The organism is Pantoea sp. ME81 (genome assembly GCF_903970985.1).
Taxonomy (GTDB): domain Bacteria; phylum Pseudomonadota; class Gammaproteobacteria; order Enterobacterales; family Enterobacteriaceae; genus Pantoea; species Pantoea communis.
Genome location: NZ_CAJCKS010000109.1, coordinates 1 through 16,755 on the forward strand (window position 1 = coordinate 1; position 16,755 = coordinate 16,755).

17 protein-coding genes and 2 pseudogenes are annotated in these 16,755 nt (G+C 51.9%); 14 read left to right on the forward strand and 5 right to left on the reverse strand.

Annotated elements, in window-relative coordinates:
* From H7A81_RS18095 to H7A81_RS18130, 8 genes and pseudogenes are all read left to right on the forward strand, one after another.
* The coding region (locus tag H7A81_RS18095; RefSeq protein ID WP_182058287.1) for a lysozyme at positions 1 to 426 on the forward strand (426 nt) is incomplete at its 5' end.
* Positions 407 to 769, forward strand: a complete 363-nt coding sequence (locus tag H7A81_RS18100; RefSeq protein ID WP_182058288.1) for a hypothetical protein — start codon at positions 407 to 409, stop codon at positions 767 to 769. The genes H7A81_RS18095 and H7A81_RS18100, both read left to right, overlap by 20 nt.
* 271 nt (positions 770 to 1,040) lie before the next feature.
* Positions 1,041 to 2,429: a phospholipase effector Tle1 domain-containing protein gene (locus H7A81_RS18105; RefSeq protein ID WP_182058289.1), complete on the forward strand. Its 1,389-nt coding sequence runs from the start codon at positions 1,041 to 1,043 to the stop codon at positions 2,427 to 2,429.
* Between the two features lie 171 nt (positions 2,430 to 2,600).
* Positions 2,601 to 2,801: a hypothetical protein gene (locus H7A81_RS18110; RefSeq protein WP_182058290.1), complete on the forward strand. Its 201-nt coding sequence runs from the start codon at positions 2,601 to 2,603 to the stop codon at positions 2,799 to 2,801.
* Positions 2,802 to 2,848: 47 nt separating this feature from the next.
* Positions 2,849 to 3,082, forward strand: coding sequence for a hypothetical protein (locus tag H7A81_RS18115; protein WP_182058291.1), 234 nt, complete (start codon positions 2,849 to 2,851; stop codon positions 3,080 to 3,082).
* Positions 3,083 to 3,366: 284 nt separating this feature from the next.
* Positions 3,367 to 3,890 (forward strand): annotated as a pseudogene (locus H7A81_RS18120) (Rha family transcriptional regulator).
* 243 nt (positions 3,891 to 4,133) lie between these two features.
* On the forward strand, positions 4,134 to 5,000 hold the full coding sequence (locus H7A81_RS18125) for an NlpC/P60 family protein (RefSeq protein WP_182058292.1): 867 nt from the start codon (positions 4,134 to 4,136) through the stop codon (positions 4,998 to 5,000).
* A gap of 32 nt (positions 5,001 to 5,032) precedes the next feature.
* On the forward strand, positions 5,033 to 5,284 hold the full coding sequence (locus H7A81_RS18130; RefSeq protein ID WP_182058293.1) for a bacteriocin immunity protein: 252 nt from the start codon (positions 5,033 to 5,035) through the stop codon (positions 5,282 to 5,284).
* Between the two features lie 42 nt (positions 5,285 to 5,326).
* Here the strand turns inward: H7A81_RS18130 and H7A81_RS18135 are convergent, their stop codons facing one another.
* A complete protein-coding gene (locus H7A81_RS18135) occupies positions 5,327 to 5,968 on the reverse strand; it encodes a DUF4145 domain-containing protein (RefSeq protein WP_182058294.1) in 642 nt (213 codons plus the stop codon).
* A 36-nt stretch (positions 5,969 to 6,004) separates the two neighbouring features.
* On the opposite strand from H7A81_RS18135, the gene H7A81_RS18140 reads away from it, so the two are divergent.
* The 5 genes from H7A81_RS18140 to H7A81_RS18160 all read left to right on the forward strand — a co-directional run bounded on the left by H7A81_RS18140 (position 6,005) and on the right by H7A81_RS18160 (position 11,385).
* The gene (locus H7A81_RS18140) at positions 6,005 to 6,574 is read left to right on the forward strand and encodes a terminase small subunit (RefSeq protein WP_182058295.1); all 570 of its coding nucleotides are present in this window, start codon (positions 6,005 to 6,007) and stop codon (positions 6,572 to 6,574) included.
* A complete protein-coding gene (locus tag H7A81_RS18145) occupies positions 6,561 to 8,033 on the forward strand; it encodes a DNA-packaging protein (protein ID WP_182058296.1) in 1,473 nt (490 codons plus the stop codon). The genes H7A81_RS18140 and H7A81_RS18145 overlap by 14 nt, the downstream gene beginning before the upstream one ends.
* Before the next feature lie 72 nt (positions 8,034 to 8,105).
* Positions 8,106 to 9,449 carry a DUF4055 domain-containing protein gene (locus H7A81_RS18150; protein WP_182058297.1) on the forward strand — a complete coding sequence of 448 codons (1,344 nt, stop codon included), beginning with the start codon at positions 8,106 to 8,108 and terminating at the stop codon, positions 9,447 to 9,449.
* 103 nt (positions 9,450 to 9,552) lie between these two features.
* Positions 9,553 to 10,305 (forward strand): DUF6651 domain-containing protein, encoded by a 753-nt coding sequence (locus tag H7A81_RS18155; RefSeq protein WP_182058298.1) that lies wholly within the window; start codon positions 9,553 to 9,555, stop codon positions 10,303 to 10,305.
* A gap of 15 nt (positions 10,306 to 10,320) precedes the next feature.
* Positions 10,321 to 11,385: a P22 phage major capsid protein family protein gene (locus H7A81_RS18160; RefSeq protein WP_182058299.1), complete on the forward strand. Its 1,065-nt coding sequence runs from the start codon at positions 10,321 to 10,323 to the stop codon at positions 11,383 to 11,385.
* 33 nt (positions 11,386 to 11,418) lie between these two features.
* Here the strand turns inward: H7A81_RS18160 and H7A81_RS18165 are convergent.
* Positions 11,419 to 12,366 (reverse strand): annotated as a pseudogene (locus H7A81_RS18165) (fatty acid desaturase); the annotation flags it as partial.
* A 217-nt stretch (positions 12,367 to 12,583) separates the two neighbouring features.
* On the opposite strand from H7A81_RS18165, the gene H7A81_RS18170 reads away from it, so the two are divergent.
* Positions 12,584 to 13,606 carry an LLM class flavin-dependent oxidoreductase gene (locus H7A81_RS18170; protein ID WP_182058300.1) on the forward strand — a complete coding sequence of 341 codons (1,023 nt, stop codon included), beginning with the start codon at positions 12,584 to 12,586 and terminating at the stop codon, positions 13,604 to 13,606.
* A 38-nt stretch (positions 13,607 to 13,644) separates the two neighbouring features.
* On the opposite strand, the gene H7A81_RS18175 is transcribed toward H7A81_RS18170, so the two are convergent.
* From H7A81_RS18175 to H7A81_RS18185, 3 genes are all read right to left on the reverse strand, one after another.
* Positions 13,645 to 14,472, reverse strand: coding sequence for a glycosyltransferase family 8 protein (locus H7A81_RS18175; protein ID WP_182058301.1), 828 nt, complete (start codon positions 14,470 to 14,472; stop codon positions 13,645 to 13,647).
* A gap of 20 nt (positions 14,473 to 14,492) precedes the next feature.
* A complete protein-coding gene (locus tag H7A81_RS18180; RefSeq protein WP_182058302.1) occupies positions 14,493 to 15,875 on the reverse strand; it encodes a D-arabinono-1,4-lactone oxidase in 1,383 nt (460 codons plus the stop codon).
* Positions 15,876 to 15,949: 74 nt separating this feature from the next.
* The gene (locus H7A81_RS18185; RefSeq protein WP_160868080.1) at positions 15,950 to 16,591 is read right to left on the reverse strand and encodes a TetR family transcriptional regulator; all 642 of its coding nucleotides are present in this window, start codon (positions 16,589 to 16,591) and stop codon (positions 15,950 to 15,952) included.
* Positions 16,592 to 16,755: the final 164 nt, after the last annotated feature.

The window sequence follows — 16,755 nt, forward strand, 5'->3', positions numbered from 1 at the left end:
CCTGAGGGCATTGAAGGGCGGCGGTTTGTCCCTTATCAGGATGTTGCAGGTGTCTGGACTGTCTGTGATGGCCACACCGGTCACGATATCCGGAAGGACAAAACCTATACAGCACGTGAATGCGATTTCCTGCTTCTGCGTGACCTCGAACCCGTCAGAGCCGCGGTGGACAAACTGGTAAGTGTTCCTTTGACTGACTACCAGCGCGCAGCACTGTACAGCTTCACTTACAACGTCGGAATCACCGCTTTCACCAGATCTACATTGCTGCAAAAACTTAACGCAGGCAATTACAGTGGCGCACGTCAGGAACTGCATCGCTGGATGTTTGCAGTTGGGATTAAAAGGCAGGGGCTGATCAATCGACGGCAAATTGAGAGCTGGTTATACGGAGTGATACGCGAAGATGAACTCAGCCAGCAGTAAAGCGGGAATGGCTTTTAATGGTGCCCTTTTACTCATCATTATTGTTCTGGGACTTGTTCTCATCGTTCAACATAAATCGGCTCAGACGCTTCAGCATGATTACCAGCTATTGCTGACGGAGAAGCAGTCCGCCGAAGCGCTTGCACGAAACTTCATCCGTTCAACTCTTTTCCTGAATGACCTGGCTCGCGCGACGTCACATGACAACCAGAAACGCCATGAAGAAAGTGAACACAGAGTGGTGGTTATCCGGAAGCTGGTCGAAAAGAACGATTGTGCTGTGTTGCCTGTTCCCCGCGCTGCTGTTGAGCAGCTGCGTACGCACCGAAATAAAATACGTTGATACACCTCCCGCCCCCATCCCGGAAAGTCTTCTGAATGAATGCCCGATCCCCGAAATTCCCGAAGGGTTTACCTGGGGTAATAGTCTGGAGCTGAACGAAAGGCTGCTGACAGCACTGGATAACTGTAACAACGACAAAGCCGCCATTCAGGAAATCGAACATAGCAGAGCGGAAAAATCTCATCTCAATAGCGGTCAATAGCCATAACCCCTTTGATCTTAGCCCACCCCTCAGTGACAACCCATTTGCAATATTTCCAGCGGAAACAATATGACCCTTCCAGACCAGAACAGTGAATTATTTCCCCAGGGATCACTGAACTTTTGCACTATACGTATTGGCGTCTTCTTTGACGGTACAGGACAGAACGGCAACAAGCTGGATGGCACGTCTGATGAATTGTTTGGTGCCACTAACATTTACAGGCTATTTAAAATGTATGGCGTCCCGGATAATCAAACCCATTGGATGATGTATGGCAAACTTTATGTTGAGGGAATTGGAACACTCAATAATCAGTCTGACTGTATATATTCGCTCGCAACAGGTGATGAGGATTTTGGGGGATGTGAAGGATACGGCCCGGATTCTAAGCTGAAATCATGTGTGGAGAAAATAACGTCAGAACTGGACAGAATTTTGTCACAGGGTGAAGTTGTTTTCAGAAGCGTCAGCGTTGAATTCGATGTGTTCGGCTATAGCCGGGGCGCGATCCTGGCCCGCCACTTGACTAATACACTTTACGAAAATGATGCATCTGTCTGCGATAAAATCCGGTTGGTAGTTAATCTCTATGGCCATGAGTTAATCGGGGTGCCGGTGGTTAATTATCTGGGGTTGTTCGATACAGTCGGAACATTCATGGATAAGACAGTCTTTAGCAATGACCCGCACGATACCGGCTACACGCGTGGTTTAAAGGTTAAGGTGCCAGCTGGTGCTGCCAGACAAGCCTTCCAACTGAATGCATTCCATGAGTTTCGCTACAATTACCCGCTGCACAGCCTGTCAGGCATCTACCCGGAACTGACTATTGCCGGATCGCATGCTGATGTGGGGGGCGGTTCGCCCCATAAGATGCATGAGCAAGTTGACGTCTCGGCCAAAAACTGGTGGCCCTGGCACACAGCACAATTCTGGGTGGAGAAGGAGTTGTTATCGACGCTTCTGAGTAAAAAGTGGCGGCCACTCAAGGGGGAAATCACTTATCGCGGGTCAAAATGGTTGCACTACATCGCCACTAATCATCGTCTTGTGCGCGGTCATCTTCAGTTTGTTTCCCTCCTGGCCATGCTGAAAGTGGCTGAAAAAAGTGGTTGCTCATTTGACCCGGGGTATAAGAAATTCGAAAAACTCATCCCTGACGATTTGAGTGACTACTGTGGAAAGGTCATTTCCGCTGCGCTTAATACTCAGGATGGAAAGCCTGATACACTGGAACAATGTCTGATTGATCAGGTGACGCCGGATTATGTCCACCTATCTGCATCATGGGTAACGCTTGCTGAATTATATGGTGACATGCGACACAACAAACAGATGATGAGAGCTGGTGAGAATCAGCATGAGGAGAAGGAATGGGTTATTGACTTAAACGTCATGAATAACTTCTGGCCAGACCGCCCCGATGAAAATTGGACAAGGAAAATCTTCAGGTAATAATCATTCAATTTCCGCTACGGTTATTTTGTGACGTGCTCTCTGTTAACTACGGGTAGGGTCGATACTTCATCTCGCTACTGATTGTTGAATCAAGATAAAAATTAATATGCCAAAAATGAGACAGCAGATTTGGTCTAAGATTAAATGACATTAACAGTGAGGTTATTTATGAAAGGCCATAATTCGAATGAGCAACGCAGGAAAGAAGGTGATGTTCAAAAAGGGCTTCCTGAAGTCGCGCCGAATGCGGGCAATGCTTATGAGGAAGATGATCATCCTGCTAAGGACAACCCGAATGAACACGGTGAGATCCCGCGCACGCGTGATGACAGCAAAGATCACAAACGGGATCCCTCCAAAGACAAGTAGCGCACAATATATCCGTGCCGCTTAGCTCTCACCTCAGGAGGTGAACGATGAATTTGTCAAAACTGGCCAAATCACTGGATCTTACCCAGGAAGAGTTACTGGAAATGGGGCTGAGTCAGGACGATATCCAACAGGACAAAAGCCCGTCAGGTGATGCAAAGCAATCGTATTATTTCAACGTGCCTGACGTAACACCGGACCGCATTTTGGGCAAGAAAGGCTGGTCTCTGGGGCAACGAGTAGAAGTTGATGCCAGCTTAATGGATGCTGGAGCAGAGTAGCCCGAGTTTTAACAGCTTAGATCGTCTTTAAAAGCAGGAACTCAATCCAGAACACTATTTAAAAATCATGGCCGCGCCTTCACAGGCGAGGCTTTTTTATGTCCGTCTTAACCCTCCGCGCAATCGCATGCGCATTTCAACGAGAGCTTTTCAGAAAGTGAGCCTGAGAAATGCCGCTATAGGTGGCGACCTCTCTCGGGCGGCTTTTCTGTGCGACCAGGCTCACTTTCTAAAAGGTATATCGCTATGAATAACCAGTTATTCCTGCTTTTGACTTCCGCCAAATGGTTCTGATCAAGGATGGAGAAGTGTTCACTTCATCTCGAAAAGTTGCAGAGTATTTTGGCAAACGCCATGCTGACGTTTAAGAAAAATTGACCAAGCCAAAGCGGATTGCAGCCGTAATTTCAGCGAGCGCAATTTTGCACCGGCTGATTACATAGACGGTCAAGGTAAGGTGCGTCCTATGGTGAACCTTACCAAAGACGGCTGGATGAAGATTGTTATGGGTTTTACAGGAAAGGCTGCGATAGCAATCAAAGAGAGTTATATCGCAGCATTCAACTGGATGGCAGAGCAAATTCGTCACTACTACGCGATAGAGGAAGAAGCTCAGCATTGTTTCGCTATCAAAGAAATGCGTCCAAAACTGAAGGGTACCATCGGTAGCCGTTTAATGAACGAGCGAAAGAACGAAAAGCGCGTGTTAATCTTGAAGGAAAATCACATTCATCATTTAGCCAACCCTGACATGATTTCATTGATGGTGGACAAGGGGATGTTGCCATCCTTGGATGAGGTTAACTAAAGACAGTTCATCAGTTACTATTTTTCTGCCGATGGTGTTTAGCTCTATGGAGAGTAGTGACTCGCCAACGAGCAACCGCATAATAGCTAACCAATAATTAGATTTAAAAAGTGGTATCAAATAGGATGATTAAAACGCTTGGCGCCCATGCGCTCGATTTCAATTTCTTTGAATAGTAAGTTGGCAAAACGTTTTGAAGAGTGTAATCTGAGTAATTAAGATTAATATAAAAAGGGAAGAGCGATGGCAACTGAAGAGCAGTCTGAAGTGAACCGATCCCAAAACTCTCCAAAGCATAGTACGGAAAAGGACATTCCTAAAAAAGCCAAAACTACTCTCGCCAGCAGATGGCGTAGATGGCGTTCAGCAAAAAAATCATGCCCCCCAGATATTTATAAAATACTGCATAAACGCTCCCGTAATACCAGGTTCGTAAGCACTGCTTTGATCATTATTCTTATAGTTGCAGCAACATTCATTTCAAATATGATTGTTAGCTGGAAAGATAATCAATCTAGTTGGATTAGCCAGATCTATGAAGCCTACAATAATCCAAAGGGGCTGAGGCCAGGTGACTTAGTTTTTTTTAAAGAAGGTGTGGACGGAAAAAGATCAGTAGGGATTTATATAGGTAATGATATGAAGTCTGGCGATAGAATAATCGAGAAGCCAAAAGCTTCAATAGATATGCCTCCTGAAGGACAAGAATTTGTTCAACCTAAATTCACCCTTCCAAATATAGAAGATGTAATGAAGGGGCGGTTTGGATTTAAGCCAGAAAAGACGGAGTCTGAAAAGGTTGCAGATTCTATCGCTACGGTTTTGATAAGTCTTTCATTAGTAATATTCGTTGGCTTCGTTATGCGTGCAGTACTTGTTTTTACAAGATATTATATGCAACTTGCTACGGACTATGACAATCAAAAAATAGCGTTCTTGCTCAGCAAGCATGAGGCTAAAGACTTCGGTTCAACTTTAGAAGAGTTAAGAAATAATAAGATAAATTTTGAAAAGACGCCAACAATGCCGCAGGAAAAAATAATATTGGGTTTAGTAGACGCATTGAAGAGTAATCTGCCCAATACAAAGGACAAGCCTGAAAAGGAATGATTTTAATTTATGACAAAAGGTCTCGGTGTTTAATGGATCTAAAAAATAGTTTCGAAGACTACACGGAAGCTGAATTTACGCATTTGGTAAGTGAGATTTATAGTGCTAAAGGTGGTGAAGCTTACCAAGATGAGTTGCTGGAAAACTTCATTGCAGTAACTGAGCACCCGGAAGGTTCAGACCTGATTTTCTACAGCGATGACGATGACGTCACACCAGAGAAAGTTGTCGCGACGGTGAGAGAGTGGCGCAGAATGGAAGGGTTGCCAGACCTAAGGTCTTAACTATTATCGTGTGCACTTGAAGATACACACGATAGTCTAATTCTAGTGGGCAATTTCGCGCTTTTCTTTAACTAAAGCTGGTAATGTAAATGCGTAAGTTAAAAACACCTCTGTAAATTTTAATAACTGATCGACCTCCTCAGATTCAAACTCTTCATCTGAGTGAACAGCCCCATTGGTATCGATTCGAACAATGTGCGCCCAATCAGCCATTTCTTGTGTAATCAATCCAGTCTGACGTAAAGCTGAAATTCGTCGTACCAATTTATCTTCTGCACCGACATGTAAGGTTTTTGTTGCTATATCAATGACTTTTCTACAATTCATTGCGCTGGTTTCGTATCTTCCACGTGCGAAGTCTTCTTTTGCTTCGATGAAAAATTTTGATGCTCGCTCGGGAGTACTGTTAGGTGACTCAATTGTCGGTGCTTCTGGATAGAGATCAGTCACCTTAAACTTATTGCTTTTGTTAACGATTAAAGGGAAGGCTGAGTTATTAGCATGGAAAGTCGGACTTGAAGTTCCAGTCCTGGCAACTTCAGCTATTAATAACCTGAGACATGATTGGCATTGGAATGCCAAAGAGAAAAAATTCTCTCTTAGAGGTGTTTCAGCTATAAACTTAAACATTGCATGTTCTTTAATGCAATGAGGACATGTTTCGTCGATCGTTATTATTGCCATATTGCAACATTCCTTTGAATTAGAGACTAAATAGTAATGGCGCTCACCGACAAGCAGGAGATGTTCTGTCGCGAGTACCTGGTTGATTTGAACGCCACCCAGGCAGCCATCAGGGCAGGTTATAGCCAGAAGACCGCTAATCGGATGGGGTCTGAAAACCTGTCAAAGCCTGATGTAGCGAAACGCATTATCGAACTTAAATCAGCGCGCAACGAAAGAACAGAGATTAACGCAGATTATGTTCTTCACCGGCTGGTGGAAATCGATCAGATGGACGTGCTCGACATCCTCAAAGATGACGGCGGCATGAGGATGGTACACGAGTGGCCAAAGGTCTGGCGTACAACGCTGAGCGGACTGGACATCCTAACTTCCGTCACCAACTCCGATGAAACCACCATCGAGAACATCCTCAAAAAGATTAAGTGGCCGGACAAAGTGAAGAACCTAGAGTTGCTGGGTAAGCACATATCGGTACAGGCCTTCCGCGAACAGTCCACGCATGCGCTGACGGGCAAAGAGGGCGGCCCGGTTGAAGTTAAGTTGCTCTCCCGCGAGGAATACCGGCAGGCGCGCCGGGATATGTTAGAGGATGACGACTGCTGAGTATAAGACCGCTGCACGCCGGATAGAGTGTGAAGAGGACGGGATGTATTTTGCCCGCTACTTCTTTAAGCAGCGTACCGGCAGCCGGATGATCGTCGCGCCACACCATCAGATCATTCAGCAGGCGCTGGACCGCGTCATTGATGGCGACATCCAGCGCCTCATCATTAACGTTCCTCCGGGCTACACCAAGACCGAACTGGCCACCATCAACATGATGGGACGCGGGCTGGCCCTGAACTGCCGCGCGCGGTTTATGCACCTGTCGTATTCTCACAACCTGGCCTTACTCAACTCGTCGACCACGCGCAGTATCGTGAAGTCTTCTGCTTATCAGGCCATGTGGCCGATGGCGCTGCGCGATGATGCCGACAGTAAGGCGATGTGGTGGACCGAATACGGCGGTGGGGTCTATGCCTCCTCCGCTGCGGGACAGGTCACCGGCTTTCGCGCCGGGCATATGGAGCCGGGCTGGCAGGGCAGTCTGATTATTGACGATCCAGTTAAACCAGACGACGCCCACAGCGAAATCATCCGCGAAGGGGTGAACACCCGCTTTAACGAAACGATTCGCTCCCGACTGGCCATCGAGACCACGCCCATCGTGGTCATCATGCAGCGCATTCATTACAACGACCTGAGCGGCTACCTGCTGCGGGGCGGCAGTGGTGAGATGTGGCATCATCTGAACCTGCCGGTGCTGATTGACAGCAGCCAGCCGTATTCCGCGCTGTACCCGGAAAACTCACACGCCTTACCGGTTGAGCATGCCCTGCCTGATGGATGGCTGTGGCCATACAAGCATAACGAGTCGCACCGTGTTTCCCTGTTCTCGCACCGCCGCACGGCCGAAGCGCAGTACATGCAGCGTCCGCGCCGCTTCAATGCCGAAGGCGCGCTGTGGACGGAGTCGATGGTTTCCGGCGCACGCGCGCTGGACATCCAGCTTCAGCCATCGCGTACCGTTGTGGCCATTGACCCGCAGGCGACCAACACCGAAGAGAGTGACGAGACTGGTATCGTCGTGGCCAGCTCCTACGGACGTGGTAATGACCGTCTTTTTTCAGCCGATGCAGATTATTCGGGCAAGTACTCACCGAACGGCTGGGCAAAGCGGGCAATCCAGGCGTATGAAGACCACAGGGCCGAAGCCATCGTCATTGAGACCAATCAGGGTGGTGACATGGCCGAAGACACGCTGCGCAACGCCGGCTATCGGGGGCGTATAATTCGTGTCCACGCCAGCAAAGGCAAGTTCGCCCGCGCCGAACCCATCTCCGCGCTGTACGAACAGGGCCGGGTGGCACACCGCGGCAACCTCTACCAGCTCGAGAACCAGCTGCTGGAATACGTGCCTGCCACCGCTAAAAAATCTCCGGATCGCCTCGATGCGCTGGTCTGGGCCATCACCGAACTGTTCCAGCCGAAAGGCACCACGGTTCGTCCTTTCTCCGCCTGACCTGAGACCCGTATGAGCAACGACGTCCGGAAGCGATCACCAAAGATTGAGTCGATGGCCGGATGCTGGCCCATGATTTCAGCCCTGCTGGGCGGAACGGCGGCGATGCGGCTGGCGGGCAAAACCTACCTGCCCAGATGGCCGAATGAAGAGGATGGGTTTTATCAGAACCGCCTGAGTACCGCCACTCTGTTTCCGGCTTTCAGCCGCACGGTCGAAGTGCTGAGCGGCAAACCCTTTTCCCGCCCGGTGACCTGGGACGAGAAGATTGTGCCGGCGCGTATTCGTGACATGTTCCCCGATGTGGATCTGCAGGGAACCAATCTGCACTCATTTCTGGCAGACATCTGCGAAGAGGCGATGGCCTATGGCCTCTGCGGCATTCTGGTAGAGCATCCACCAACAAAGACAGGTCTGACGGTGGCGCAGGAGCGGCAGCAGGGGCTGCGGCCATATCTGGTAAAAGTGGCGGCCACCAGCCTGCTGGATTACGACTCAGAGCGCGTCAACGGACAGGAGACTTTCATGATGCTCCGGTTTCTGGAAGTGGTAAGCGAACGCGATCCGGATAATGAGTTCATTGTGAAAGAGATTGAGCAGGTCAGGGTACTGAATCCTGGCCGCTGGCGTATATACCGTGAAAAGCGCAATGACACGGACGGGGCACTGGAATGGCAGCTGCACGATGAAGGCACCACGAGCCTGAAGAAAATCACCTTTGTTCCGGTTTACGGTGATAAGCGCGGTTTTATGAACGGGCGACCTCCGCTGGCGGAGCTGGCCTGGCTGAACGTCGAGCACTGGCAGTCGCGTAGCGACCAGCAGACGATTCTGCACGTTGCGCGCGTCCCGGTGCTGTTTGGCAAAAAGCTGGGTGACGCGCCGATATCTGTCGGGGCAGCGTCAGCCATCATGTCTGAAGAAGACGACGCAGATTTACGCTACGTAGAGCACACGGGTAAAGCCATTGAGGCCGGGCGCACTGACATCCTCGATCTGGAGGAAAAAATGCGGCAGATAGGTGCTGAACTGCTGGTGATCAAACCCGGCCACCGTACCGTCGTGCAGACGCTGGCCGACAACGAAGCGGGCACCAGTGCCCTGCAGCGTATGGTCTGCGACCTGACTGACGCCGCCCGTCTGGCGCTGCAGTATCTGGCCGAGTGGATCGGTGAGTCAGACGGTGGCCACGTCACCATTTTCAGTGATTTTGGCGCTACCACCCTGGCGGAAGCCTCAGCTGACTTCCTGGTAGGCATGCACAAAGAACGTGCTCTGTCCGACGAAACGCTGTTCAACGAAATCCAGCGTCGCGGTCTTATCAGCAGTGAGCTTCGCTGGGCCGACGAGCAGGTGCGTATCCGCGCCATGCCTCCACCACTTCCAGATAAACCCACCCCGTCTGCGGCGGTGTAACCCATTCAGGCTCATGCCCCGGCATGAGCTTTTTTATTGCCTTCGACTGCGGATGCAGCGCGGCGTCACGGGCCGGATGGCCCTCAAGGTTGGATGACCCCCTATGAAACTGAAACTCGACGAAAACGGCAATGTTGTCGTCATTGAAGACAAACCCGTTTACGTGCAGGACGACGGCAAGGAAGTAGCGTTCGATGCCGCCGGCACGCTCCAGACCATTTCGCGCCTCAACGGTGAAGCGAAGTCGCACCGCGAACGTGCGGAGACAGCGGAAAACTCACTGAAAACATTTGAAGGCATTGACGATCCGGCTGCCGCGCTCGCCGCACTCAATACGGTGAAAAACCTGGCCGACAAAACGCTGGTGGATGCCGGTGAAGTCGAAAAGGTCCGCACTGAAGCTGTTCGTGCGCTGGAAGAGAAATATGCGCCAATCGTCCAGGAGCGTGATGACCTGAACAACCGACTCAACGCCGAGAAGATTGGCGGCAGTTTTGCCCGCTCGAAATTTATCACCGAGAAGATGAGCATTCCCGCCGACCTGGTCGAAGCCCGTTTTGGCAGCAACTTCCAGGTTGTCGGTGACACTGTCACGGCATTTGACCGCGAAGGGAACAAAATTTTCAGTGCTGTTAAGCCCGGCGAAGCGGCCGGGTTCGATGAAGCGCTGGGTATTCTCGTTGAGCACTACCCCTACAAAGATCAGATCCTCAAGGGCACCGGCGCATCCGGCGGCGGCTCCGGCGGGGGAAATGGCAATACCAACCCGAACACTCTTACCCGTGAACAGTTTGAATCACTCAGCCCTCAAGAGCAGAGCGATAAAGCACGGGCGGGTGTCGAGATCACCGATTAACAGGACACACTTTGCATGTCGAATACCCTGACGCAACTTATTCCCGACCTGTACCAGTCGCTGGACATTGTTTCGCGTGAAATGGCGGGCTTCATACCGTCCATTACGCTGGACCCCAGTGCAGAACGTGCCGCATTGAATCAGCCGATCCGCATCCCGCTGACACCCGCCTCAAAGGGCGAAGATGTGAAGCCCGGGCAGCTGCCGCCCGATGACGGCGACCAGGATATTGGTAATGTGCCGCTCACCATCACAAAATCCCGCATGGTGCCATTCCGCTGGGAAGGCGAACAGCAGAAGGGTATTAAGTCCGGCCCCGGCTACAAAGGTATCCGTCAGGACCAGATCACCCAGGCGATGCGTACGCTGGTTAATGAAATCGAGGTGGACCTGGGCCAGCTCTTCCGCCGCGCTTCACGCGCAACAGGCGAAGCGGGCAAGACGCCATTCAAAGACACACTCACCGATACGGCGCAGGTGCGAAAAATCCTCACAGACAACGGTGCGCCGCTGAGCGATCTGCAGTGCGTCATTGATACAACATCCGGCGCAGCATTACGCACCATGGCACAGCTGACAAAGGCCAACGAGGCAGGCACCACATCGCTTCGAGCGCAGGGGACTTTGCTCGAGCTGCACGGCTTCACCTTGCGTGAATCAGCCGGTGTGGCCCAAAACTCAGGGGCGAAATCGGATAAATTCACTGTTGAAGGCGACCTTGAAGCCGGACAAACGCTTATTACGCTTACTAAAGGCAATGAGGGTAAAGTCCCCGAACTCGGCGCGGTAGTTATGGGTTCCGTCATGTTGCTGGGTAAGCACAAATATGTGGTGGAGAAGGTTTCACCTGAAGGCATTCATATCTATCCGCCCGGACTACGTGAAGACGTCAAAGCAGGTGCGAAACTCGAGGTCATCAGCGAATTTACAGCTAACTTCGCTTTCAGCCGCTCCGCGATCATTCTGGCCACTCGTGCGCCCGCACTGCCTGAGGAAGGGGACATGGCGGATGACCGGATCATGATCACCGACCCGCGCACCGGCATGTCCTTCGAAGTTTCGATGTATGTCGTTGGATGATGGATATCGTACATCGGCAGTGAAATGATCGGCATGCTGTGCATCCTTGTGCGTTCCCGGATGGGCGTTAACGTTGACCGGTTTGCGCCAGAAGCGCAGCAACCACTCGCCATAACCCGCGACGCGGAAACCGTGATTGCGCTGATGGTAGCCGTCGCGATACAGCAGATAGACTTTGCGCAAGCCGTACCAGGGCAAACCGGGCAGATCGTGATGTACAGAATGATAGTTGAGATTCAGAAATAGCCAACGCCACGGCCAGGCGGCTTCATTGTTCACGGAGCGGGCCAGCGGGGCTTCTTCTGCGCGATGCTCGTAGAAAGAACGTATTTTGGTCAACGCCAATGCCGGATAACTCACGGCAACCACGAACCACAGCGGCGACAATCCTTGCTGCTGCATCCAGTAGAAAAGTCCAGCCAGCAGCGTCAGATGAATCACCCACATCGAAATAGCGGCACGGTCACGCGCCAAAAGCATCATCTTTAGGGTCGCCACGATATCCAGCAGCGGACCTAACAGCAAACGGCCGGGAAACGTATTACGCAGGTGAATCAAGCGTTGCTGCCACGGCTTGAGCTGTGCCCAGCGTTCCGGCGACAGGTAATAGGTTTCCGGATCTTCATCCGGTTCGGTGAGGGTGTGATTGCGGTGATGTGCCAGATGGGAATCGCGATACAGCCCATAGGGATACCACACCGCCAGCGGCAGGGTACCAAACAGCTGATTGAGCCCTGGAAAACGCGTGGGATGGCCATGGATCAGCTCATGCTGCAGCGACATATACCAGGTGGTGAAAACAATCAGCAGCAGAGTGGTTAAAAACAGACCCAGCGTTTGCCAATAGATGACGCAGCCAAACCAGCCGCCATACACCCCGACCATCAGCGCCCAGGTGGGCAGTTCACTGCGCCACAGCCAATTGCGGCCCAGCTGATGCACCACTTCACGCTGCTGTGCGCTGATATAGTCGTTTGCCATGCGGATGCCATAAACCTGTAAATCGGATGAATTCCCCGCAAGATGATTGATCACCGTGATAAACACAAAGACCGTGTTTTTATGACTTATGCAAAAAAGTTGATGAAGCGCGCGAAAACTATTGGCTATCAGTCACCTCTCGCCTGGCGTAACCTTTCTCCATCGAAACCTAATGCATCATGTGCGGGCCAGTGCGGTCCCCCTGGAGAATTTCACCATGAAAAAGATTGGCTTCTTATCCTTTGGTCACTGGACCCCGTCATCGCAGTCAGCCACCCGTTCCGCTCAGGATGTGTTACTGCAATCCATCGATTTAGCCGTGGCGGCAGAAGAGCTGGGCGCGGATGGCGCTTACTATCGCGTGCACCACTTTGCGCGTCAGTTAAGTTCACCGTTCCCGCTGCTGGCGGCGGTCGGTGCCAAAACCAATCGCATTGAGATTGGTACTGGCGTGATCGATATGCGTTATGAAAACCCGCTGTACATGGCAGAAGATGCCGGTGCGGCAGACCTGATTTCTAACGGTCGTCTGCAACTCGGTCTCAGCCGAGGCTCCCCGGAGCAGGTGATTGAAGGCTATCGCTACTTTGGTTTTAACCCAAAAGAGGGTGAAACCGATGCCGATATGGGACGTCGTCACACCGAAGAGTTGCTGGAAGTGCTACGCGGTGAGGGTTTTGCTAAACCGAATCCACAGCCGATGTTCCCGAATCCACCGGGCTTACTGCGTCTGGAGCCGTTCTCAGAAGGGCTGCGTGAGCGTATCTGGTGGGGTTCCGGTTCAAATGCGACATCAGTTTGGGCAGCACAGCAGGGCATGAATCTGCAAAGCTCCACATTGAAGGATGATGAAACTGGCGAGCCGTTCCACATCCAGCAGGCGAAACAGATTCGCGCTTACCGTGAAGCCTGGAAAGCCGCCGGACATCAGCGCACGCCGCGTGTGTCAGTGAGCCGCAGTATCTTTGCGCTGACCAATGACATCGACCGTGCTTACTTTGGTCGCAGTGGTCAGGATCAGGACTCCGTGGGCTTCCTCGATGAGAAAACCCGCGCCATCTTTGGCCGTAGCTATGCCGCAGAGCCAGAGCTGTTGATCAAACAGCTGGCACAGGACGAAGGGATTGCCGAAGCCGATACGCTGCTGCTCACCATCCCTAACCAGCTGGGCGTGGATTACTGTGCGCACGTGATGGAAAGCATCCTGACCCATGTGGCACCGGAACTGGGCTGGCGTTAAAACTAAAGAGGCGCACTTTGCGAAGTGCGCCTCTTTTCTTAACTAACCCCTAACTCCCACCACAGCTTATCCAGCGCATAGTAACGGTCGCGTTCGCTTTCAGGTTGATTGAGATCGCGCTTCCACGGCTTGGCCAGAATAAAATGCAGGTTTTTTACATCCTCTTCACGCCACATAGCGCTGTGCTGGAATGGCAGCGTTTTCAGTGCGTTGTAAATATACGGCAGCGGCAGCCAGCGATTCTCAAACACTTCATTAAGTAAATCCTGTTCAGAGAACGGATAGCGGCGTAGATCAGTGATAGCAGCGACTTTCTGCTGTAGCCAGCTAAACACCTCTTGATCCGGTTCGAGCACCAAAAAGCCACCATTCAGATAGCGGTCCAGGCTGGCAGGTGCCGCTTCACCGCGATCCTGCCAGGTATAGTGGCAATTTTCCGGCTGCCAGCTGGCGGGATAACTGGCGATTTTATTCGGATTGCAGCGACAGGCGTGGCACGCTGCCAGCGCATGATCGCCGAGATCCTGCGTAAACAGCTCATCCATATTGCGCAGCACCAGCATATCGGCATCGAGAAACACCACGCGATCGCAGCCGGTCAATTCCCATGCGCGCAGTTTGCTCCACACTTCGCCGAATTGCGCGGAGGCATAATGCTGCTCCAGTTCGGCATTCGGCATCAGGGGCTCAACCGGATGAATCACACAGCCTATAGCCTGCAAAGCTTCACGCGTTTCGATGTCAATCGCATCGGTCACCATCACAATCAATGGCCACGCGGTTTCGCTGCGTTTCAGTGAACGGTGCAGCGCTTTCACGCCAATAAAATAATCCGGTTGTGTCAGTAGTGTTACCCAGGCGTACATAAATCCTCCCCCGTCAAAATTCAATCAAACAAAGCCGTGACATAGTCATTGCTAAAACGACGCTGCGGATCGAGTTGTTCCCGCACCGCGCGAAACGCATCCCACTGTGGATAGATATCCCGCCAGCTGTAGCGCTGCGGATCGTAGTATTTGCCCCAGTGCGGTCGTCCGCCTTCTGCTGCCAGCAATTTCTCTACCTCGGTGAGGAAATGCAGACCGTCCTGTGACAGCGAACCGTCATCGGCGTAATAGACCACGAAGCCAAAGAAACAGGTCGGCTGCTGATAAGCTGGACTGAGCCAGGCTTCTGACGCGCCAGTACAACGCAGGATAATGGGATAGTGCATGTGCGGATGATTCTCGGCATACCAGGCTTTGATTTTGCCGATAATTTCCGGTGTTTTATCCAGCGGCACGCCAATTTCCACGTTGATTTGCGGCACGGCAATGCCGCGACAAAACAGCTGGTAGATATCGCCGCTGAGGTCGGTGAAATCGCGGAAGCGCGTGACGGTGCGAAACTGCTTGCCACCTTTACCTTCGATCTGCGTATCACGATGCATCTGCGCCAGCGTCTGATCGATGGTGTCATTCAGACTGCTGTTGGTCTCATCGCCATGCTCGATCACCTCGCCACCATTGGCGTGCCATGCCTGAACATCTGCTTCACTGGCGGGGTTGGCATTCCAGACGTGCATCAGGTTGTCATCAACAAACCACCAGGCTTTGCTCAGTTCATACTGTTGATTCCAGCGCGGCAGATCCTGCTCCAGCGTATCGGCAGACTCGGCAAATTTGTGGCAGGTAAACAGGCGAAACGGCTCGGTGCGCAACGTTATGGCGGTCACAATCCCCAGCGATCCCAGGGAGGTCTGCGTGGCCGGGAAATCGGGTTCTCCTCGCTGAAATTCCCGCACGCTGCCATCGGCCATCACCATGCGGATACTCAAGGCTTCATCTGCCAGAGAACTCTGATTCAGGCCCTGACCATGGGTGCCGGTGGCCATGGCACCGGCCAGTGTCTGTATGGATATCACGCCCGGCGAACAGGCCAGCATGCGATGGCGTTCGGTAAGCGCATCGAACACCTGTTGCAACACCGTACCGGCTGCGAAGGTGATGCTTACGTCATCTTCGCTTAGCACGCCTTGCATCGCGCTGAGATCCAGCAACAGATCGTCAGCGTTCACACACAGCATGCGTCCGGGTGAAAGGCGGCTGCCGATGACACGCACTTTGCCGCTGGAGGATTTCAGGCGTTGTTGCAGTTCCGCTTCATTTTGCGGCTGGAAGACTTGCTCACGTTGGCCCACCACGGTGTTTTGCGCCCAGTTCCACAAGGCACTGTCGTGCTCGGTATTTTGCGGGTTGCGAAGGGGATAAAGGAGGGAATCTCTGTTCACTACGGCGTTCCTTATACTGAGGTCTGTGACGGTCCCAAAGCTTTAAGCGTAGACCATCACAGCGGCGCACAGATCTAAGGTGTTTTGCGGATATAGCGCAGGGTGGCAGTGACAGCCAACTGGCGGTTACGGCGGATGCTATCTTCTTCCGTATCCTCAGGGGTGAACAGGAAATGGAAGGTGTAGCGGTTGGCAACGTGGTGCACACAGATACTGCTCAATAAGCGGTGAACGTCCACGGTGTTCAGGCCATCAATAAAAATGCCTTGCTGCTGGCCGCGCGTCAGGATGTCATCCAGCAGATCCAGCGTACTTTTGTTCAACGCTTTGATGCGTTCAGATTGCACAATGTAGCGACCGCGCAACAGGTTTTCCGTACACACCAGGCGCATAAAATCCTGATGGGTGGCGTGATAGTCGAAGCTGGCTTCGACCAGTTTAATCATCGCCTGCTCGGGTTCCATTTGTGCAAGGTTCAATCCGGTTTCGTGTTCACGAATCGCCTGATAGACCTGCTCCAGCACCTCGATATACAGCTTCTCTTTATTGACGAAGTGATACACCACCATGCGTTTGGTGGTTTGCGCGTGTTCAGCAATCTGCTCAAGGCGTGCGCCCTGCATACCGAACTCGGCGAAGGTCTTCAGGGCACCGGCAAGGATGCGTTTTTTCAGCCCTTCCGGGTCATTTTTACGTTTCGTTGTAGTGTCCGACATAGCGCTCAATTACAGGTCAATCAAAACGGCATGGTATCACAGCCGTCCGTTCACTTGTGGCGATGCGAGCGGCTGTGTGTCTTTATTCTTTTCAGGAATAGCATTCCCGGATAAATCATAATGCAGGAATAAGCATCTGCGTATACTGCGGCTATCTGTTCATC